Annotated in this window: 19 protein-coding genes and 1 pseudogene; 4 read left to right on the top strand and 16 right to left on the bottom strand. The window is 35.4% G+C overall.

The features are described from left to right. Positions 1-20: 20 nt before the first annotated feature. On the bottom strand, positions 21-1289 hold the full coding sequence (locus P177_RS08540) for a serine hydrolase domain-containing protein (RefSeq protein WP_245233017.1): 1269 nt from the start codon (positions 1287-1289) through the stop codon (positions 21-23). Between the two features lie 203 nt (positions 1290-1492). Further along, positions 1493-2692, bottom strand: coding sequence for an MFS transporter (locus P177_RS08535; RefSeq protein WP_036153919.1), 1200 nt, complete (start codon positions 2690-2692; stop codon positions 1493-1495). Positions 2693-2944: 252 nt separating this feature from the next. On the opposite strand from P177_RS08535, the gene P177_RS08530 reads away from it, so the two are divergent. Together P177_RS08530 and P177_RS08525 are read left to right on the top strand one after the other, a co-directional pair. Next, positions 2945-5098 carry a TonB-dependent receptor gene (locus P177_RS08530; protein WP_036153917.1) on the top strand — a complete coding sequence of 718 codons (2154 nt, stop codon included), beginning with the start codon at positions 2945-2947 and terminating at the stop codon, positions 5096-5098. 107 nt (positions 5099-5205) lie between these two features. Next, a complete protein-coding gene (locus P177_RS08525; RefSeq protein WP_036153915.1) occupies positions 5206-5844 on the top strand; it encodes a tetratricopeptide repeat protein in 639 nt (212 codons plus the stop codon). A 35-nt stretch (positions 5845-5879) separates the two neighbouring features. Here the strand turns inward: P177_RS08525 and P177_RS08520 are convergent, their stop codons facing one another. From P177_RS08520 to P177_RS08470, 11 genes are all read right to left on the bottom strand, one after another. Next, positions 5880-7466, bottom strand: a complete 1587-nt coding sequence (locus P177_RS08520; RefSeq protein ID WP_036153913.1) for an NADP-dependent glyceraldehyde-3-phosphate dehydrogenase — start codon at positions 7464-7466, stop codon at positions 5880-5882. A gap of 90 nt (positions 7467-7556) precedes the next feature. Next, positions 7557-8822 (bottom strand): threonine ammonia-lyase, encoded by a 1266-nt coding sequence (gene ilvA, locus P177_RS08515; protein ID WP_036153911.1) that lies wholly within the window; start codon positions 8820-8822, stop codon positions 7557-7559. Positions 8823-8977: 155 nt separating this feature from the next. Beyond that, positions 8978-10453, bottom strand: a complete 1476-nt coding sequence (gene ilvC / locus P177_RS08510; RefSeq protein ID WP_036153909.1) for a ketol-acid reductoisomerase — start codon at positions 10451-10453, stop codon at positions 8978-8980. 40 nt (positions 10454-10493) lie between these two features. Then, positions 10494-11012, bottom strand: a complete 519-nt coding sequence (gene ilvN / locus P177_RS08505) for an acetolactate synthase small subunit (RefSeq protein WP_036153906.1) — start codon at positions 11010-11012, stop codon at positions 10494-10496. 63 nt (positions 11013-11075) lie between these two features. Continuing rightward, positions 11076-11654: an O-methyltransferase gene (locus tag P177_RS08500; protein WP_036153904.1), complete on the bottom strand. Its 579-nt coding sequence runs from the start codon at positions 11652-11654 to the stop codon at positions 11076-11078. Between the two features lie 16 nt (positions 11655-11670). Beyond that, positions 11671-13404, bottom strand: a complete 1734-nt coding sequence (gene ilvB / locus P177_RS08495) for a biosynthetic-type acetolactate synthase large subunit (protein WP_036153902.1) — start codon at positions 13402-13404, stop codon at positions 11671-11673. A gap of 92 nt (positions 13405-13496) precedes the next feature. Continuing rightward, positions 13497-15173, bottom strand: coding sequence for a dihydroxy-acid dehydratase (ilvD, locus tag P177_RS08490; protein ID WP_036153901.1), 1677 nt, complete (start codon positions 15171-15173; stop codon positions 13497-13499). A 391-nt stretch (positions 15174-15564) separates the two neighbouring features. Further along, the gene (locus P177_RS08485; RefSeq protein WP_036153899.1) at positions 15565-16404 is read right to left on the bottom strand and encodes a 5-oxoprolinase subunit C family protein; all 840 of its coding nucleotides are present in this window, start codon (positions 16402-16404) and stop codon (positions 15565-15567) included. Beyond that, complete coding sequence (gene pxpB, locus P177_RS08480) at positions 16397-17134, bottom strand: 5-oxoprolinase subunit PxpB (protein ID WP_036153898.1); 738 nt, start codon at positions 17132-17134, stop codon at positions 16397-16399. The genes P177_RS08485 and pxpB overlap by 8 nt, the downstream gene beginning before the upstream one ends. Continuing rightward, a complete protein-coding gene (gene pxpA, locus P177_RS08475) occupies positions 17131-17874 on the bottom strand; it encodes a 5-oxoprolinase subunit PxpA (RefSeq protein ID WP_036153896.1) in 744 nt (247 codons plus the stop codon). Before pxpA ends, pxpB begins: the two co-directional genes overlap by 4 nt. Next, the gene (locus P177_RS08470; protein WP_036153894.1) at positions 17875-19068 is read right to left on the bottom strand and encodes an Nramp family divalent metal transporter; all 1194 of its coding nucleotides are present in this window, start codon (positions 19066-19068) and stop codon (positions 17875-17877) included. It abuts the gene before it with no gap. A 214-nt stretch (positions 19069-19282) separates the two neighbouring features. On the opposite strand from P177_RS08470, the gene P177_RS08465 reads away from it, so the two are divergent. After that, the gene (locus P177_RS08465) at positions 19283-19729 is read left to right on the top strand and encodes a hypothetical protein (RefSeq protein ID WP_036153892.1); all 447 of its coding nucleotides are present in this window, start codon (positions 19283-19285) and stop codon (positions 19727-19729) included. Positions 19730-19739: 10 nt separating this feature from the next. After that, positions 19740-20303, top strand: coding sequence for a hypothetical protein (locus tag P177_RS08460; protein ID WP_036153890.1), 564 nt, complete (start codon positions 19740-19742; stop codon positions 20301-20303). A 121-nt stretch (positions 20304-20424) separates the two neighbouring features. On the opposite strand, the pseudogene P177_RS08455 reads toward P177_RS08460, so the two are convergent. From P177_RS08455 to P177_RS08445, 3 genes and pseudogenes are all read right to left on the bottom strand, one after another. Further along, positions 20425-21132 (bottom strand): annotated as a pseudogene (locus P177_RS08455) (YifB family Mg chelatase-like AAA ATPase); the annotation flags it as partial. Positions 21133-21198: 66 nt separating this feature from the next. Further along, positions 21199-21894: an HNH endonuclease gene (locus P177_RS08450; RefSeq protein WP_209435180.1), complete on the bottom strand. Its 696-nt coding sequence runs from the start codon at positions 21892-21894 to the stop codon at positions 21199-21201. Positions 21895-21912: 18 nt separating this feature from the next. Then, positions 21913-22977: an exodeoxyribonuclease VII large subunit gene (locus P177_RS08445; RefSeq protein WP_036153889.1), complete on the bottom strand. Its 1065-nt coding sequence runs from the start codon at positions 22975-22977 to the stop codon at positions 21913-21915. Positions 22978-23013 lie beyond the last annotated feature (36 nt).

Genomic DNA, 23013 nt, shown 5'->3' with positions numbered 1-23013 from the left:
ATCTGATAATTACAATGTACTTAAATACTCGTAGCTATTTCAATTTCTTGTTCATAAATACTTTTAACAATTGCACGTAAATCAGGAATTACGGTTTTAACCAATTTCGATGGTCCGTTGATTAGTACACAAATACCTAAATCCGAATCTGGAAAAAGTGCAATTTCATTTCTGTAGTTGTTAACACTACCACCATGATGCCAAATAGTTTCCTCAGGGGCATTCTCATTCTCTTTTACAGTGTGTATTCTCCAACCAAATCCATAACCTGAACTCACATGTCCTTGCCATTTTTGATAATATTTTCTATGTCCTTTTAATTCTACAAAAGGTTTAAATACCTGAGCCATATCTTCTTTAGACATTACATCAGGATTATGACCTAATAAGAAACGCATCCACTTAGCCATATCTTCAGAGTTTGCATTGATACCACCGGCAGCGATAGCATTATAGTAGTTATCTCTTGGCAAAACTGTTCTCAATCGATGCCCTCTTTTAATATGTGGTAGCGCAATATTTTCATTTTGCATTAATGTCTTATGATCCATAGACACAGAAGTCATACCCAAAGGTTTAAAGAATTTTTCTTCTAAAAGCGTTTGAATATCTTTTCCTGTCGCTTTCAACATCACTTCTTGTGAAACAGAAAACATGGCATTTTGATAGCTATATTGAGACCCAGGTTCGGCAATCGGATTTATTTTATCGAATTTTTCGCTAATCGATGACATGGTGTAACCCGCCTCTACTAAATCCGTATAACTGTGGTATGGAGTTCCTGTAGTGTGAGAAAGTAAATGTGCTACTTCTATTTTTTGAGTATTCTGTTGATTACCAAAATGGAAATTCGGTAAATAATCAGCCACTTTATCATTAAGGTTTAATTTACCTTCGCTTTCTAAATTAGCTGCTAAAACACCGGTAAAGCCTTTTGATATAGAACCTAGTCTAAATAGAGTTTCTCCGTCAACAGATTCTTTACCGTTGAAACTTCTTTTACCATATCCATCAGAGAGAACAACAGAGTCTCCACTCACAATACTTACACCCGCTCCAATAATATCACTAGAGGCAATAGCTTTATTGAAATAATCGGTCAAGGCTTCGTTCAGCGCTTTTTGACGAATATTATATAGTTTTATTTCCCTTTTTTCCGCTAAAGTTTTAACCGGATTCGGATTGGGAATTATAGCTTTTGAATGCTCTGGCTTAAATGAAGAAGCTGTAAGAACAAAAAGTAAAAGAACCATTATTATGGCTCCAAAGAAAAATTTGGTACGTAACACGGCATTGTAGGTTTAGGTTTTGTTACAACGTGATAAAATAGATAAAATTATCGATGAACTGCACAATTTAAAAATTTTAACATGAAAACAAGCTGATTATAAGCACAAAAGAAAAATGCCATTTTAGGTGCGCCTGAATATTTGGACAAAAAAAAAGGAACCCCATTTTGAAGTTCCTTTTTTAAAATTTATAAAAATAAAGACTAACAGCTCATCGCCATTTTTCTATATTTAATTTCTTTTCTCTTTCTAACTATCAAAATAGCTACAGCGATTGCAACACCGGAAAAAGCTAAAATAGCACCTACTAAACTAGAGTAAATGATTCCGTAGCCAAATGCGATAGGTAATCCGGCTAAATAAGCACCAGATGCATTCCCCATATTAAAAGCACTTTGGTTCATAGAAGAACCCAGCATTTCAGAACCTTTAGAAGTATTGATTATCGCCATCTGAATAGGTGTGGCTACCGTAAATGAAATTGCTCCAATAACAAAAGTCAATACCATTAATAAATAAGGGTTAGTGGCAATAATCATATTCAATAATAAAATACCACACATAACCGACAAGCTAATGATTACCGCTTTCAAGGGTGAAAATAACTCTGCCATCTTTGCTCCTAAAAAATTACCAACTACCATACCTAAGCCAGCTAACATCATAGCGTAACCAACAAAGTGGTTTGGTAAACCAGCAACATCCTTTATTAAAGGGGCTACGTAACTGTACCAGGCAAAAAATCCGCCTGTACCTATAGTGGTCAATGCAATTAATGCCCAAAGCTCTGTATTTTTTAATCCTTGAGAAACACTTACTTTCTCTTCTTTTTCGTCTACTTCAATTTTTGGCATCCACAGGTAAATGCTTCCTAAAGCCAATAAACCAACGAAGCCTACAAGGTAGAAAGAAACACTCCAGCTGAACTGCTGCCCTAAATATGTTCCTATTGGCACACCAATAACATTGGCTACCGTAAGACCAGAAAACATTATGGATATAGCTTGTGCACCTTTGCCTTTTTTAGCCAATTTTGTAGCTACTACAGCACCGATACCAAAAAAAGCACCGTGCGGAATACCAGATAAAAATCTCATAAACAACAAACTGGTATACCCAGTGGCAAGTCCTGACAAGGTATTAAATACTGTAAACCATATCATTAATAAGAACAGCATTTTCTTAGGCGTAAGCTTAGAACCTAAGCCTGTTAATAATGGTGCACCTACTACAACGCCCAATGCATAAGCTGCAATAAAGTGACCAGCCTGCGGAATTGTTATTCCTAATGACCCAGAAACTTCTGTCAAAATTCCCATGATAACAAATTCGGTAAGTCCTATTCCAAAACCACCGATGGCTAAAGCAAATAATGCTTTCTTATTTGATTTTATAGCATCCATAACTTATAAATTTTAAGTTTAACATATACACTATAGGTTCTCGATCAATTTTAAAAAGACAAAGTTAAAACCAATATCCCGGTTAAAACACGCATGAATTACCATATTTATGTTAATAATTAACCGTGTGAATTAGCAACATATATTCAGTTTTTACAATTCAGTATAGAAATTCTACAACTGAGAAAAACAATTTATTCAAACCTTCAATAACGATTCATATTTGTGATATCAATCAAAATATAATCAACAATGAAGACGCTATTATTCTTATTACTTACACTTTTATGTTTCAATGTATTCTCGCAAACAACAATTTCGGGTAAAATTATTGATCAACAAGGCTCACCAATTATGGGAGCAAGTGTCTATCTAAAAGGTACTTATGATGGTACTGCTACCAGTGAAGATGGCACATTTACATTTGAAACAACCGCAACCGGCTTACAAACATTAATTGCGTCTTCCATTTCATTTGAGACTTATTCCAAAGCAGATGATGTCACGAAGCTCAATACCATAATTATAAAACTCAAGGATGATGTAAATACCCTAGATGCCGTAACCGTAAATGCCGGAACGTTCAATGCTGGCGACAACGCCAAGGTTACCGCATTAAAACCTTTAGATATTGTAACCACAGCAGGAGCTTTAGGGGATTTTGTTGGCGCTTTGCAAACATTACCGGGAACATCAAATGTTGCCGAGGACGGAAGGTTATTCGTTAGAGGCGGTGACGCAGAAGAAACACAAATTTTTGTAGACGGCATGCGTGTATTTACGCCCTACTCCCCTTCTGCAAACAACATACCCACAAGAGGTAGGTTATCTCCATTTCTATTTAAGGGTATTACATTTTCTACCGGGGGATATTCAGCTGAATACGGACAAGCCTTATCAAGTGTTTTACTTTTAAATAGTATAAACGAACCACAAGAAGAGAAAACTGAAATTTCTATTATGACCGTTGGTCTCGGACTTGGAAATACCCAAAAATGGAAAAAAAGTTCGCTTAGCCTAAATACATCCTACATTAATTTAGCTCCTTATCAAAAACTGTATCCTGATAATAATGAATGGCACAAGCCGGTAGAATCTGTAGGTGGTGAAGCGGTATATAGATATAAATTTAATAACGACGGACTTTTAAAAGTTTATGGAGCATACAGTTCTGTAAATTTTGATCTAACACAAGAAGATATTAATGTAGCTGATGGTATACGCTTCGGACTTAAAAATAGAAATCTTTACATCAACTCGTCTTATCAAGACTTTTTAGAAAAGGACTGGAGCATTGCCACAGGTATTAGTTTTGCCAATGACCACTCAGAAATTAAATACAATACTTCTGATATTACCGACAATGAAAATTCAGCACACTTAAAATTAGCTTTTAAAAAGTATTTCTCTAGTCGCTACAAATTAAACTTTGGGGCAGAATATTTCGCAACAAACTTTACAGAGAACTTCGAAGATTCTGGTTTTGAAGACGATTATGAGTTTGATAACAATATATTCAGCAGCTTTGTAGAAACAGATATTTTCTTTTCAAAAAAACTGGCTACCAAGATTGGATTGAGAGGAGAATATTCTGAATTATTACAAGAATTTAATCTTTCACCCAGATTATCACTAGCCTATAAATCCGGCTCAAACTCGCAATTCTCATTGGCATATGGTGAATTCTTTCAAAACCCGAAGAACGATTACTTAAAATATAATTCTGATTTTACTGCTGAGAATACAACCCACTACATAGCCAATTATCAATATGTAAAAAACAAACAAATATTCAGAGCCGAAGCATATTATAAAGAGTATGGCAATTTAGTAAAATACGACACTCCGTTTGCTTTACCTACTTCAACTTACAATAACAGTGGAAGTGGTTACGCCAAAGGATTGGATATATTCTGGAGAGATAATAAGTCCATAAAAAATACTGAGTATTGGATGTCATACTCTTACCTAGATACGGAAAGAAACTATCAAAATTTTCCAACAAGTGCTACGCCAGATTTCGCATCAAAACACAATGCATCTTTGGTAGTAAAACGATGGATCGAAGATTGGAAAAGTCAATTGGGCTTCAGTTATAATTATGCATCTGGTAGAAAATACACAGACCCAAATTTAGGAGGATTCTTAACGGAGGAAGCAAAAAGCTTCAATTCATTAAATGCGAATTACGCGTACTTAATTAGTCCGCAGAAAATATTATACGTGTCGGTAAGTAATGTATTAGGAACCAAAAATGTAAATGGATATCAGTACGCTAACCAGACCAATACAGATGGTTTATTTGATAGAAGAACTATTACACCAGCTGCCGACCGCTTCTTTTTCATTGGTTTCTTCTGGACGATTAGTGACAATAAAAATGACAACCAATTAGATAACCTTTAAAAATTACAATTCAACACCAAGAACCTACAATTGGGTCATCTATTTTACAAAAAGCAACGGAATAAAAAGATATTTGAACATCAATAAATAACTAAAAACTTTATATCATGAAATCACTACTATTAATTGCCACATTTATTTTTACGCTAAGCTTAAGTGCACAAACACCATATGAGAAAGGTATGAATGAAGCTTTTGCTTTATGGGAGCAACAAAAAAACACGGAAGCTGTGCAACTATTCGAAAGAATAGCATCTGCTGAAACCGATAATTGGCTACCACCCTATTATGCCGGATTGATAGAAATAGTAAGCAGTTTTGGTTTAAAAGACGAAGCGTTATTAAATACAAAGCTGACAAGGGCGAAAGAATTTTTAGATAACGCCTCGGAAATATCAGAAAACAATCCTGAAATAATGATAACCTATGCGCTATTAAACACAGCCTACATTGCTTTTGATGGTGCAAAATACGGTATGACGTTGTCAGGCGAGAATGTAGCTATCTATCAAAAGGCACTAGCAATTGCACCAAGCAATCCAAGAGTACTATTAGGTAAGACTGAATGGGATATGGGCGCAGCTAAATTCTTCGGTAAATCTATAGCACCCTATTGTGAAGATGTTGAACGTGCCATAGTATTATTCAATAAAGAAGAACAAACGGTACCCTACTACCCATATTCCGGTTTAGAAAGAGCTAACGAGATCAGTGCTAATTGTAAAAAAGAAACCTCCCCTAATTAATAGGAGAGGTTTTTTATAGTCTAAGTTAAAGACCTTTATAATATATAATCAGTACTCACAAAATTAGAAAGTTTGGCTTCCAATAAATTCTGAATAATTTCGGTATTCAATTCGTTGTCTTTAAATGCAACAAAAGTTCTAATAGAGAACGAACGTAATGCATCATGAACACTTAAGGTTGCTTGTGCAGAATCTTTTCTTCCCGTAAATGGATAAACATCTGGTCCTCTTTGGCAAGAACTATTTAAGTTAACACGACAAACCAAGTTAACCAAAGTATCTATTAATGGAGAAAGTGCATAAACATCTTTACCAAACAAGCTTACTTGTTGACCATAGTTACTTTCTGCCATATCATCTAAAGGTTCTTCAATATCAGAGAATGGTACTATAGGGATAATAGGTCCAAATTGTTCTTCTTGATAAACTCGCATGTCTTTAGTAACAGGGTAAAGAACAGCAGGCCATATATAATTATCAAAATGCTTACCTCCTTTTTTGTTGATGATCTTTGCACCTTTTGAAAGCGCATCATCAATTAAACCTTGAATATAGGCAGCCTTATCCGGTTCTGGTAATGGAGTTAATTTTACTCCGTCTTCCCAAGGATTTCCAAATTTCAACTCATCTACTTTACCGGCAAAATTCTTATTGAACTCCGCACTGATTTCTTCATGAACATACACCACTTTCAATGCAGTACAACGTTGACCGTTAAAAGACAAGGTACCTGCCAAACATTCATTTATGGTTAAATCCAAATCAGCATCTGGTAAAATAATTGCAGGGTTCTTAGCCTCTAGACCTAGTACTAAACGTAGTCTATTGCTCTTTGGGTGTTGATCCTGTAGCGCATTTGCAGATTTACTATTGCCTATTAAAGCCAGTACATCTACTTTACCTGTTTGCATAATTGGTGCAGCAACAGTTCTACCGCGGCCAAATAATACATTTACCACACCTTTTGGAAAACTTGTTTGAAAAGCTTCTAAAAGTGGAGTAATCAATAAAACCCCATGCTTTGCTGGCTTAAAGATGGTGGTGTTTCCCATAATAATTGCAGGAATCAACAAAGCAAAAGTTTCATTTAACGGATAGTTGTAAGGTCCTAAACATAATACAACACCTAAAGGTCCTCTTTTAATATGCGCATACACACCATCGTGTTTTGTAAACTTTGCAGCATCACGATCTAATTGTTTATAGTCTTCAATAGTATCTTCAATATATTCAACGGTACGGTCAAATTCTTTCTGAGAATCTGGTAAAGATTTACCAATCTCCCACATTAACAATTTAACTACCTCTTCTCTTTTAGTTTTCATTTTTGAAACGAAAACCTCCATACATTCAATACGATCTTTAACATGCATTGTTGGCCACACTCCTTGCCCTTTATCATATGCTTTTAAGGCACCATCTAAGGCATCTAACGCTTCTGCCTCTTGCAAATCTGGAATAGTGCCCAATAATGTTGGTTTGTATTCTTTTGTTGAAGAAATGGTAGAATATACTTCTGTAGTATCACCCTTCCATTCCTTTAATTCTCCGTTGACCAAATAATGTTTTTGGTCTATAGTTGATGTAATTTGAAATTCTTCTGGAATCTTAATATCGCTCATTTCATTTTCTATTTTGCACTATGATTGATAATTGAATTATAGATTGATTTCTAAAAAACTAGAAATTGAATCTGTAGTATTAAAAGTAGTTTAAACCAAATATTCAAACAAGTCCGGTTTATCATTTATATATTCTCCATAGAAATTGTTAGATTTCATGCGTTCTATCAATGGCTTCAAGTCGTCTGGATTCTTTAATTCTATACCTACCACTGCCGGCGCATTTTCTCTACTAGATTTCTTTGAATACTCGAAATGGGTAATGTCATCCGTAGGTCCAAGAATGTCAACCACAAACTCTTTTAAGGCTCCTGGTCTTTGAGGGAATCTAATAATAAAATAATGCTTTAGTTTTCCATATAATAATGCTCTTTCCTTAATTTCAGCCGTTCTAGTGATATCATTATTACTACCACCAATAATACACACTACATTTTTACCAGCAATTTCATCTTTATAATCATCTAAAGCTGCAATAGATAAAGCTCCAGCAGGTTCAACCACAATAGCATCCCTATTATAAAGATCTAGAATAGTTTGGCATGCTTTGCCTTCATCTACCGTAATCATGTTATCTAAATAATAGTTACAGATAGCATAGGTTAAGTTACCTACTTTTTTGACCGCTGCACCATCAATAAACTTATCTATATGATCAAGCGAAACTACTTCTCCCGTATCTATTGATGTTTTCATAGACGGAGCACCTTTAGGTTCAACACCAATAATTTTTGTATCCGGCGAAAGCTCACTAAAAACACTAATAAGTCCAGATGCTAGACCACCACCGCCAATGCAAACAAAAAGATAATCTATAGGTGTTTTTGATTGCGAAATCAACTCAAGACCAACTGTGGCCTGACCCTCTATAATTTTAGGGTCATCGAACGGATGTACAAATATTTTTCCGTGTTTATCACCATAAGTTCTAGCAGCCATTGAGGCATCATCAAAAGTATCGCCTTCCAAAACTATTTCAACCCATTCGCCACCAAACAGTTTCGTTTGTTCAACTTTTTGCTTTGGTGTAACAGATGGCATATAAATAGTACCTTTGATTTTTAAATGAAAGCAAGCAAATGCCACGCCCTGGGCATGATTACCTGCACTTGCACAAATGACACCTTTTGCCCGCTCTTCTTCAGTTAAGGAGCTTATTTTATTAAAGGCACCTCTAATTTTATAAGAACGTACTCGCTGTAAATCTTCACGCTTTAAACGAACTTGACAATTATATTGTTTTGACAAACGAATACTATCTGTTAGCGGAGTAACTTCTGAAATTTCAGCAATGGTTTGTGCAGCTTGTAAGACATCATCTAATTTTGGAAAATATGCCGGCTTTGACCCTTTCATATTATTTGCATTCTGTAATTAAAAAATTATAACTAGCATGAAACCTAAATTGTCCGCTTGAGAACATTTCTTTTAAAACTACAACCCAATAAATGGTCATAACTTTTAGAATGCACCCAACCGGACAATCGGTATATCTATAAAATATGATAACTCTATACGATAGGCTTCATTGCTGTCATTGACTCACGTAAACGAGTACCAACTATTTCTACCGGATGCGTACGTAATGCCTTATTTATAGCAATTAACTGTGCATTATCAACGTCATTATCAATATCTCCAGAGAAATTAGTACCAATTACATCAGTATCAATTCCCTTCATGAAATCAGTCAATAATGGCTTACATGCATGATCAAAAAGATAACAACCATATTCTGCAGTATCAGAAATAACACGGTTCATTTCAAACAATTTCTTACGAGCAATTGTATTCGCTATCAATGGAGTTTCATGTAAAGACTCGTAATATGCAGACTCGGCAATAATACCAGATTCCGTCATTGCCTCAAAAGCCAACTCAACACCAGCTCTTACCATGGCTACCATTAACACACCGTTGTCGTAAAACTCTTGCTCGGTAATCTCTTGGCTACCTGCAGGAGTTTTCTCAAAAGCCGTTTCACCAGTTGCAGCTCTCCACGTTAATAAGTTCTTATCATCATTTGCCCAATCTTCCATCATCGTTTTTGAGAAATGACCGGTCATAATATCATCCATATGCTTTTGAAACAACGGACGCATAATATCTTTTAATTCTTCTGATAATTCAAATGCCTTTACTTTAGCAGGATTTGAAAGACGATCCATCATGTGTGTAATACCACCATACTTCATTCCTTCAGTGATAGTTTCCCATCCGTATTGGATTAATTTAGAAGCATAACCAGCATCAATTCCTTTTTCAATCATTTTATCGAAACAAAGAATAGAACCTGTTTGCAACAAACCACAAAGAATAGTTTGCTCTCCCATTAAATCTGATTTTACCTCAGCAACGAAAGAAGACTCTAATACACCGGCTCTATGACCACCTGTACCAGCAGCATAGGCTTTTGCTTGTGCTAAACCTTTACCTTCTGGATCATTCTCAGGGTGAACCGCAATTAAAGTCGGTACGCCAAACCCTCTCTTATACTCTTCCCTTACCTCAGAACCAGGACTTTTAGGAGCTACCATAATCACAGTCAAATCTTCACGAACCTGTGTACCTTCCTCTACAATATTAAAACCGTGAGAATAAGACAGTGTAGCACCTTTTTTCATTAATGGCATAACAGCCCCTACTACGGCGGTATGCTGTTTGTCTGGGGTAAGGTTGATTACAACATCAGCAGTAGGAATCAATTCCTCGTAGGTACCCACTGTAAATCCGTTTTCAGTTGCATTTACAAAAGATTGTCTTTTTTCTTTTATAGCAGCATCACGAAGTGTGTAAGCGATATCTAAACCAGAATCTCTCATGTTCAACCCTTGGTTTAAACCTTGTGCACCACAACCTACGATTACAATTTTTTTGCCTTTTAAAGCATTTACGCCATCTGCAAACTCAGATGAATCCATGAAGCGGCATTTTCCAAGTTGCGTTAATTTATCTCTTAATGATAGCGTATTAAAATAATTGGCCATTTTGTATTTACTTTATTTGATTATTGTTTAGATTCTTTATTTAAAATTCTTTTAGTATCGCTGAAATTTTCATCTCATCCTTAGTAACCGATATACGACCAGATCTAACAAACTGCATTATGCCGTAAGGTTTTAATTGATCGTGCATTTCATCAATTTCATTTCTTCTACCGCTTTTGGCGATTACAAAAAAGTCTCTTGATACGGTAACAATCTGTGCATTGTTATCTTTTATAATGTTCTGAATTTGACGCTCGTCAAACAGAAGACCAGATGCTATTTTGAACAAAGCAGATTCTTGATAAATGGTTTCATCATCTGTATGGTAATATGCTTTAATAACCTCAATTTGTTTCTCTATTTGCCCGACGATATTATGTACCCATTTCTCAGTTGTATGAGCAACAATTGTAAATTTAGAAACATCATCAATCTCTGATTTAGAGACATTTAAACTCTCTATATTTATATGTCTCTTTAAAAATATACCTGATATTCTATTCAGTAATCCAACATTATTTTCTGAATATACCGATATTGTAAACCATTTATTTTCCATAAGCTTTAATTACCTATTCCTTTCTTCAAAAGGATTTTATGGTGTCATTATAATTATTCTATACTATTTCTTTACGGCCATTATTAAGCCTGTAGACCAATTCATTTTGGTCAATTGTAAATCTTTACGTTGTTCTAAATACGCTGTCAGTTCAAGTACATTATCTTCATGACCGGCTGGCCAATTTGGCTGTTTGGTCATATCATCTATAATGTAAAAGCCGCCAACATTTATCAAATTTAAAACCTCATCGATTTCACTGTACTTACCTGGCCAGGCATCTGCAAAAATCAAATCGAATTTTGCACCTGAATATTCCTTGATCCAATCAGAACCATCTTTGCAAACAACCTCAACTCTATCATCATCACCAAAATAACTAGAAGCGATAGAAATTAATTCTTGATCGTTATCTACGGATATCAATTTAGAATCAGCATCCATACCTTCAATCATCCAAGAAAGACTAAGACCAATACCAGTTCCAATTTCTAAAAAATTGCCATTTGGTTTAGAGGCTATTAAGGTTTTGAGAAAGCTACCAACGTACAGGTCTGAAGGCATCGTAAATCCGATTTCCTCAGATTTACGAGTTATCTCCGTATGTATATTAGGAATGTCCTGTATGTTCGTATCGTTCATGAGATTGTTATTGCTGCTATTTCAATCTAACTTCAGAAACCGAAGCTCCAGAAGGTATCATAGGAAATACATTATCTTCTTGCTCAACCTTAACCTCTAAGAAATAAGGTTCTTTAGAAGCCATCATTTCTTGAATGGTCGATTTTAAATCTTTACGTTCAGATATTCGTTTTGCTTCAATGCTATAACCTTCAGCTATTTTTACAAAATCAGGATTCACCATTACGGTAGATGCGTATCTTTTTTCAAAAAACAACTCTTGCCATTGGCGCACCATACCTAAATGTTCATTGTTCAAAACAACAATCTTAACAGGTACTTTATGTTGAAAAATTACACCCAATTCCTGAATAGTCATTTGATAACCACCATCTCCAATAATAGCAACCACTTCCCTATCCATAGCGCCCATTTTGGCACCTATAGCTGCTGGTAAAGCAAAACCCATAGTACCTAATCCACCTGAAGTAATATTACTTTTAGATTGAGAGAATTTAGCATATCTACAAGCAATCATTTGATGCTGACCTACATCAGAAACGATAACTGCTTTGTTATTTGAAGCCAAATTAATTTCTTCGATGACCTCGCCCATAGTTAAACCTTCTTTGGTTGGGTGAATGTCATTCTTTATAATAGCATCGAACTCAATTTTATATTTCTCTTTAAAGATATTATGCCAAGCATCATGTTTATTTTCATTTACTAAAGGCAATAACAACCCTAAAGTTTCTTTTGAGTTACCTAAAACCGCGACATCTGCATGCACATTCTTATTTATCTCAGCAGGGTCAATTTCAAAGTGAATTACTTTAGCTTGTTTTGCATAAAAATCTAAATTACCAGTTACACGATCATCAAATCGCATACCTATAGCAATTAGTAAATCGCATTCATTGGTCAAAACGTTAGGACCATAGTTACCATGCATACCTACCATACCCACATTTAATGGATGAGAAGTATCCAAAGCCGAAGCTCCCATGATAGTCCAAGCTGCAGGTATACCTGACTTTTCAACTAATGCTTTCAACTCTTGCTCAGCCTTGCCAAGAATAACACCTTGCCCCCATACGATAAATGGTTTTTTAGCGCTATTAATTAAATCTGCAGCCGCTTGAATTGCACTCATTTTTGGTTTAGGTACCGGCTTATAACTACGTACAGCAGTACATTTCTCATAAGAGAAATTAAAAGCATCTATTTGTGCATTTTTAGTAATATCAATTAATACCGGACCTGGTCTACCAGATTTAGCAATGTAAAACGCTTTCGCCATTACTTCTGGTATTTCAGAAGCTTCGGTAATCTGGTAATTCCACTTCGTTACCGGAGTAGAGATCCCTATAATATCAGTTTCTTGAAAAGCATCGGTACCTAGTAATTGTCTAGTAACTTGACCAGTAATGCAAACCATAGGTGTTGAGTCTATCTGCGCATCTGCAAGACCAGTCACCAAATTAGTTGCACCAGGACCGGATGTTGCTATTGCGACACCCACTCTACCGGAAACACGAGCATACCCTTGAGCAGCATGCGTAGCACCCTGTTCATGTCTTGTAAGAATATGTGTTAATTTATCTTGAAATTTATATAGTTCATCGTAGACGGGCATAATTGCACCACCAGGGTAGCCATACATTGTTTCGACACCTTCTGCCAACAAACAATGAATTATTGCCTCTGCTCCAGAAATCTTAATAGTTTTCTTGGAATCTGTACCTTTTTTCTTCTCTTTTACTGTTTCCATAATTCATAATCAAATTCAAGCATTGCATATAAGAGTTACAATTACCTGATATTAAAATCCTTCTAGACTTCCTAAAGTCTAGCCGGTGTTATTTAAAACTCATCGGTTACACAACCGTTAGATGCAGAAGATACCATACGTGCATATTTGTATAAGCTTCCTCTTTTCACCTTTAACTCCGGTTGTTTCCAATTCTTTTTTCTTTCTGATAATTGCTCATCTGTAAGATTAACTGAAATTTCGTTTTTCTCTGCATCAATGGTAATAATATCTCCATCTTCCAATAGACCAATTGTTCCACCATCTTGAGCTTCTGGAGCTACGTGACCAACAACAAAACCATGAGTACCACCAGAAAAACGACCGTCTGTAATTAAAGCAACATCTTTACCAAGACCAGCACCCATAATTGCTGCAGTTGGTTTCAACATTTCTGGCATACCCGGTCCACCTTTTGGACCTTCATAGCGAATAACAACAACATCACCTTTTTTCACTTCACCTTTACCGATACCTGCATTCGCAAGAAATTCGTCGTTATATACTTTAGCCGGACCTGAAAAATACAATCCTTCTTTACCGGTAATTTTTGCCACAGCACCTTCAGTGGCAAGGTTACCATAAAGAATACGTAAGTGACCAGTTGCTTTTATAGGATTACTAAGTGGTTTAATGACTTGTTGGTGTTCTAATAAACCAGGAACATCAGCTAAATTCTCAGCAATTGTTTTACCTGTAACGGTAAGACAATCTCCATGTAGCATATCATTTTCTAACATAAACTTCATAACGGCAGGTACACCACCTACACGGTGAACATCTTCCATTAAGAATTTACCACTTGGCTTTAAATCTGCCAAGAATGGCGTAGTATCACTAATTTTTTGAAAATCATCTAAGGTGAAATCTACATCAGCCGCTTTAGCTATTGCTAAAAAGTGAAGTACGGCATTCGTTGACCCACCTAAAAGAGTAAGCAAACGAATAGCATTCTCCATAGATTTACGGGTAATGATGTCGCTTGGCTTAATATCTTTTTCCAAAAGGGTTCTTAAAGCTTTACCAGAATTTATGGCATCGTACTGCTTGTCTTTACCTATTGCAGGGTTAGAAGAATTGTAAGGCATTGCCATACCCAAAGCTTCAATAGCCGATGCCATAGTATTGGCAGTATACATACCACCACAAGCACCTGCACCTGGACAAGCGTTCTGGATAACACCTTTGTAATCCTCTTCATTCATAGTACCGGCAACTTTCTCTCCCCATGCCTCAAAAGCAGATACTACATCTAATTTTTTATCTTTAAAACAACCCGAAGCAATAGTACCACCATAAACCAAAACAGATGGTCTATTTAAACGAATCATTGCCATAAGTGCACCAGGCATATTCTTATCACAACCTACAACAGTAACCAAACCATCATAATTCATAGCTTGAACCACAGTCTCCATAGAATCAGCAATAATATCTCTAGAAGGCAAAGAATAACGCATACCATATGTACCCATAGATATACCATCACTTACACCAATAGTATTAAATACAAGCCCCACTAAACCACTATCATTAACACCGACTTTTACCTCTTGCGCCAAATCATTTAAGTGCATATTACAAGGGTTACCCTCATAACCTGTACTACCAATACCAATTAACGGTTTCTTTAAATCTTCTTCAGTTAAACCAATGGCATAAAGCATTGCCTGTGCTGCTGGTTGTGTTGGATCTTGGGTTACATTCTTACTATGCTTATTCAACTCCATAATATAATTCTCGTATGCTTATCTTGATTTCTTAAATACTACTTAATCAAAGATAAAAGTTTATAAAAATTTCAAATTTTAACAATAATTGACAATACAAATTCATTTTATCAAAAATGAACTTAATTAATTGAATATCAAATATTTAAATAGTCATTATATACCATATTCAATACTTCAAAACTCACCGATATTATTCATTTTACATAAAAAAACCTGCATCAAATAAATCTGATACAGGTTTTTTCATTGTATGAAAAGCTATATCATCCCTTAGTAGGAATGACAATGACTAGTCTAGTAATTAAATTTGATAATATCATACTACAATAGTACTGAAAAATTAGCTGATAAATAACCCCTTAACAAAATCGGTACAAAAAGTATTAAATTACACCAATTTGAAGCTAATGATATCTCCACCTTTCTTTTGTGCCAATATGCAAATAGCCCTATCGGTTAATTGAACCGCTCTTGGATAGCCGCCTGTCGTTTGTCCGTCTTTCATTAACACAATTAGTTTGCCCGCAGGTGTTAACTGTACCGTACCAGGTATAGTTGCAGACGTAAGCATTGAAATTGTATGTGCCTGTATAGTTTCGGACAATTGATATGCCATTCTATTGTTCTCATGTGCAACAGTGAATGTTCTAGAGAAAATTTCTTCTAACTGCTTATCGGTCAATATATCAAATTCGGGCGCTTTATTTACTTCAAGAACAGAATCGTCTAAAAATGAAGCTACCTTAATCTCTGATATTTTAGGCTGAAAATCTTCTTGTACCGCAAAAGGCACGGCATCATTATCAGTTAATCTATTATATTTTGTGATCGGTTGATAGAAAGACCTACTACCTAATACTTGTTTAGAAGTAAAGCCACCTTTTACAGCTAAGTATGATCTAAATCCCTTTTCTAATCTACCAAAAGAAAGAATATCACCTTTGTTTATCATATAAACCTTATAATTTTGAATAGGAAGATTATTCAGCGTAGCGGACATTTTTGCCCCACCAAGTGCCATATAGGTTTCTTTTTCAAAAATAAGCGTTGGTCCGGTCATGGTAATTTCTAACACAGCAGCAGATTCTTCATTCTCAAGTAGAGAATTTACCTTAAAAACCGAAATCTCATCCATAACTCCAGAAACAGGAACTCCTTTATTTCTATAGTGAAATCTACCTGCATCTTGTATGGTTGTATAAAAACCTGCTTTTAATACTTTAAGCATCTATCTTAATTTTTTCAGGTTTATATATTCCTACCTCAGCTTCTATTTTGCAAAGATCATGTTCGGCTTTTGATATTTTATAAAATTCAATTTTATCACCAACACTTACAAAGCAAGGATTCTCTTTGGATGCATCAAAAATAGGTACAGCACAATTACCGATAATATTCCATCCACCGGGAGACTCTTGCGGATAAATACCCGCCTGCTTACCAGCAATACCTACTGCACCTTTTACCACTCTTGACCTTGGTGTAGCTTTTCTTGGCATTTCCAGTTTTTTATCAATACCGCCCAAATACATAAAACCAGGTAAGAACCCGATACCAAAAACGGTATATGTAGCACCTGTATGCAAGGCAATAATCTCTTCTTTCGTTTTATGCAGTTGACTTGCTACTTCCTCTAAATCTAAACCAAACTCCAAATCATACGAAACTGGCAATCGCCACAAATATCTATCCGGTTTTGGTGACTCTTTTAATTGCAAGTACCACTTATGTATGTCAGAAGATAATTTCTGGAAATCAAGTTGTTTCGTCCTATTTATAATTAAAAGAGAATTATAAGAAGGTACCAATTCCCACTCTTTATTCGTAAACACTTCTTTGGTTAAAAACCTTTCAAAATGTAATATCTTTTCTAATATAATTTCACTGACCTCATTTGGCCATTCAATTAAGACAGAATGGACGCCAAACGGTTTAATATTTATTTTAGGGGAATTCACGATTTTACTTGTAGATTATGATGTGGCAATTCATTTGAAAGATACGCCAAAATTTGCAATGCAGCAGGGGTATCACCATGAATGCAGTAGGTATCTGCTTCCATAGTTACATAATTGCCATTTATTGTATTTACCACCTTATCATTATACATGCGTAAGATATGGTTCAACACCTCTTTACCAGTGGTAACCAAAGCATTCTTTTCTTTTCTTGACACCAAACTTAAATCATCATTATAATTTCTATCTGCGAAGGCTTCTACCAAAACTTTAAATCTGTTTTTAGTTGCCAATTTTTGAATGACGCTGTTAAAAGGAACATATAACAAGGCAGTATGTTTATAAGGAGCTATCGCTGTTAAAAAAGTTTCTGCCAAATATTCATCTTTAGCTATATCATTATACAAGGCGCCATGGGGCTTAATATGATGTAATGTGATATTAATTTCTTCTCGCACAGATTCAAATAACTCCATTTGTGTTTGAATACTTTTAATAAGCTCATCATTAGAAATTGACATACTAACACGCCCAAAATTTTCTATATCTGGATACGAGGGATGCGCACCAACCTTAACTCCATATTTTTTTGCCAGTTCTAAGCATTGTATAATAGTTTCTTTTGAACCAGCGTGACCGCCACAAGCAATATTACAAGAGCTTATCATTGGAAATAGGTCTTTCTCGTTCCCTATACCCTCTCCTACATCGCAATTAATATCAATAACTCTTTTCGTCATCTATAAAATACCTAAAACGGTTAGTATACTTTTAGCACCCAATAAAACGGAAAGAAGAATAATTAGTCCGCCGAAAATATTCTGCAACACAGAGTTCTTATATTTTCCCATCACTCCCGTTCTATTTACAACCCATAATAAAAATACCGCAATAACAGGCAATAATAATCCATTTGTTATCTGTGCGAATTTTATAATCTCAATAGGTTTTATTCCAAATGATAAAAAGAAAACACCAAGCCCTAAAATAATCATCCAAATCATTCTAAACTTAGCATCTTTAAATTCAGCATTCCAACCAAAGCAACTATTGGCAACATAAGCTGCAGCTAAAGGCGCCGTTATTGCAGATGTAATACCTGCTGCACACATACCTATTCCTAAAAAATATAAAGCAGCGGAACCATACAATGGCTCTAAAGCTTTCGCCATATCTATTACATTATTAACTTCAGATGAATTAATAGCCGCAGCGGAAATAATAATACTGACAGATACCAGGCCTCCTAATATAATAGATACCAAAGTATCTCTTTTCGCCAATTTCAGATCATCTTTAGATTTCCATTTCTCACTGACCAAGGCGGCATGTAAAAAAAGATTATAAGGAACAACGGTAGTACCTACCAAAGCAATTATGGTAAGAATACCTTTTTCAGGAATTGTTGGTATAAACAATCCCTTAAGAAGTTCCCATACATCTGGCTTGGTCAATATAGCCGTCATAACAAAAGAAAGACTCATAATAAGTACCAGTACTATAAATACTTTCTCCAAGGCCTTATAACTACCTAGATATAGTAATAGAAAAGCAAGACCACCTAATATAAAAGGGTATAAATTACCGTATGTTGTACCAAACAAAGCTTCCATACCTAAAGTGGCACCACCAATATTACCGGCTTCATAAGAAGCATTACCTATTATAATAGCAGAAAAGATAAGAGCTATAACACTATTACGAATCCATGGATTACGAAGCTCTTGCTTAATTACATCTGCTAACCCCTTTTGTGTCACTATACCTAAACGTGCAGACATTTCCTGAAGAATATAGGTTGCTATGATAGATAACAACATGGCCCACAGTAAACTAAACCCAAAATTAACACCTGCCAAAGTACATGCCGTGACTGTTCCCGGACCAATGAACGCCGCAGCTACCAATACTCCCGGTCCTAATTTCTTAAACATATATTAAAATTATAGTTCTTGTAAATATAATTGGTAAATATGACATTCCTCACCATACTCAGCATCATTTTCACCACAATTTTAACATTTCAAAATGCCGTTAATCTAAAAAAATGCAGTTCGTCTAAAACTTGGATGTCATTCATCGAGATTACATAATAAACCAAAAACAACAAGGTTATAGCTATCCCCAAACCTTAAACTTAACCTATTAATGATTTGTTTAGAATGTAAGAAAGAACTCGGTTATTTAGATCACAAAAATGCAATGGAAAGTGCAGGTGTAGAGCTATGCGCCAAACACCATGAGCGAATTAAATTATTGATTAATAAACACAATACACCATTAGAAGCTATACAGCTGTATTATGCCCTTAAAGAAGCAGGTGTAAATTCTATGTTAGAATGGTGGGATGGTAAAAAGTCTATCGACATTGCCATTTCTCGTGTAAAACTCAATATTGAAATTGATTCTGAATATGAAAAGCTAACAGAACATGAAGCTATCAATAATTTAGAAGAAGCAATGCATTCATTTAAAAATGGTTTTACAACCATTAGAATTCCGCACATTGTAGTACGCTATTATTTAAATGAAACCGTAAATAATATTATCGGAATAATGGAAGGCTTAAAAGCCAACATTAAGGTTATTAACTAAAAAACTAGATATGGAAAATTCTAAAAAAGCATTTAGAAACCCTATTAGGGCTGCAATAGCAACTCTTTTAATAGGTATGGTTATGCGAATACTTCATTATCCATTTTCTGAAGGAATAATTTTCATGTCCTTTGCCGCTATATTAATACTATATGCAATACGTTTTTCAAGAAAAGAAGAAAAGAAGTCCGTTGATTTAATAAAAATGGCTTTGGTCCTCTTTTGGACAACCAACGGAATATTGACAATTTTAGACTTTACCCATACCTTGTTTTTTCAAATAGGCACGGCATTTACTTTTATTGCATGGTTTGCTATGGAAGGTACTTCTTATTTCATGTCAAAAGACGGAGATGTAAACAATAGCATGACAGAAATTATATGGAATTTTGTAATGGTTATAGGTGTAATTACCCTTATATGTGGCGGATTAATGCATTTGTTAACCTGGGATTACTCCATACCTGTTCTTACTCTTGGTTTAACCATTGTAACCAGTTACATACTTAAAGATATCTTTACAGCTCCTAAAAACACTGAAGACGATATTAACAATGAAGAGTTATATTCTTAAAGAAGACTTCTCTTTATTACAGACAATTATACCCCAACCAACCCTCTCAAGTTGGTGAACAGTTTTGAATGGTTTTTGAAATATAATTACCATTCAATTCTTGTTCATTTTTTATTTATTACTACCCCAGCCAACCTTCTCTATCTAATGAGCGGTATTGTATGGCTTCAGAAATATGGTTTCCATCCAAATCATCGGCGCCACCAAGATCTGCAATTGTTCTTGCCACCTTTAAAATTCTATCATATGCTCTAGCAGAAAGATTCAATCTTTCCATCGCATTTTTCAACAAGGCTTTAGACTTATCGTCTAACTTACAATATTCACGAATCTGTTTTGTATTCATTTGAGCATTATAGTGTACATTTTCCATACCCTCAAATCTTGCGGTCTGTAACTCTCGTGCTGCTGTCACTCGTTTTCTGATATCGACACTACTCTCCCCTTTTCGTTCTTCGGATAACTTTTCAAACGGTACAGGAGTAACCTCAATATGAATATCTATTCGATCCAATAAAGGACCTGATATTTTGCTTAAATACCGTTGCATTTCTGCAGGCGATGAAGTTACCGGAGCATCTGGGTCGTTAAAATATCCGCCAGGACTAGGGTTCATACTGGCAACCAACATAAAACTACTTGGGTAGGTAACGGTGAATCTAGCTCTAGAAATAGTTACTTCCCTATCTTCTAAAGGTTGACGCATAACTTCTAAAACGCCACGCTTAAATTCAGGAAGTTCATCTAAGAATAAAACCCCGTTATGAGAAAGCGATATTTCTCCCGGTTGTGGGTATGCACCGCCACCTACAAGTGCGACATCACTGATTCTATCTAATGTGGAGGTTATATTTTTATATTAATAATATTTACAATACTTAGGAATTGTACTTTATTAATCTGCTGCAAGCCTTTTGATAGAGTTATATAGAGCTGCCTTAAGCTTCTTCTTGTTTGTGCCATAATGTGCTTCTCTATGACAATTGGGGCATAGTGCCACAGTGTTTTCAACAATGTCTGGACCACTTTCTGCTAGACTTATTACATGATGTACTTCTAAGTAAGGGAGTCCACCACTAGTTTCGAAAGGAGCTGCGTTATTACAATACTCACATTTACCAGCGGCATTTTTTAACACCCATGCTTTAACCATGTAATCTCTTTCATAGTTATTTATGATAGAAACTCCTTTCTTAGGTTTCACTTTACCAGAAGGCTTTAATAACTTCTTCCTTCCAATCGCTGCTTTTACCTTTGCTTCAAATTCAACAACAGGGTTAGATTCACGATTTTCAATATCAGCTAGTATATTTTCAATTTTCTTGGCAATATTGGCTCCTACATTTGCCATTGGAGTTAAACCAGAAATCCAATCTCTCCCCAATAATAGCATTACGTACGAAATGTTTTGCATTCTATATTCGAATGACTTGAGACTTCTTCCAAAATCTTCAGATAACTTTGTATAATAGGCCTTCTTAACTGGCTTTTCCCCAAGCTTTATTCTTCTCTGTATATCTAAATAAGCTATAACCGAAGCCTTTAATTCATCATCCGACCAACCTTTATTAATTATCTTTTCATCAGCCATAATTACAGAATTATTAGATTATAGGAATATTATTAATAGACAAACAATTAGTAAAAATAAAAGAGCTAACGAAACATATAGATACTGCCTTTCCCTTGTCTTGAATATCTGTTCCACTTTATCCTTATCCTTCTGCCCCCTCAGAATCTCTTCCTTAACAGAGTTTTCAGCTTTTAAAAGTCTTTCCTCTCTATCTTTAGATACTAAAGCTAAGTCTTTCTCCAGAACTGCTATCCTTTCGTTCAGAGTGGTACGGTCCTTTATTTGATTTCTATACCTATCTATTATGTTCTGTAGAAATGAGCCGAATGCCGTAGGAGTACCAAAACCTTTGTCCGCACACTTCTCCAATAGAGTCACATCTTCTTGGTGCCCAATCGCAGTTACGAATGGCATTGCGCATTCCAATGAAGCTTTACATAATGCTACGTCATTGAAGATTTCCAGCCCACTTCCGCCACCTCTCATTACGATGAGCATATCAGAATCCACTTTTGATAAAAGTTGTATCTTTTTACTTATCTCCTGGCTGTTAGATAGGTTAACCTGGTGCTCGTTAATCGTATAAAATTCCGAGTCAATTAGCTGCCCCCTATAATCTTCACCCACTATAGAAGTTGTTCCCTTAATTATGTTTATAACAGGCTTCTGATTGTTTAAAATCTTATCTAGAAGTAGTTGGTCCAAAAATGGAATTGGGCGCTTAAAACGCTCCTGAACAACACTAAATTCTGCTTTGGTTATGAATTGAAATTCATCCTTTCTACCCTTTAGTTTTGTTGCCTTGAACTGAAGCTTAATAGTCCCATCGTTAAAGTTGTTCGTAGTCTTATTTACATGACCTTCAAAAACATAATATTGTTTTGAATCAAGGTCCTCCCTCAACTTTGCAGGTACCACCAGGGTAAACTTACTAAGCTTATTCTCATCATGCAGGATGTCATAATAGACACCACCATACTTCTTGTTATTTCCCGGTGAGTAAAAACCCTCAAGTTTTATGATTCTCTCCTCTATTGGAGAGGTAAATGTGTTCTTGCAAATTTCTGTTAATGAATCTACAGTAAAAGATAGGTCCTGCATTGATGTTATTTAAAATACCTAGTTAAAACGACATTA

Source organism: Maribacter forsetii DSM 18668 (assembly GCF_000744105.1).
Classification (GTDB): domain Bacteria; phylum Bacteroidota; class Bacteroidia; order Flavobacteriales; family Flavobacteriaceae; genus Maribacter; species Maribacter forsetii.
Note: the sequence above shows the minus strand (reverse complement) of the source record. Positions and strands in the feature narration are given on the sequence as shown.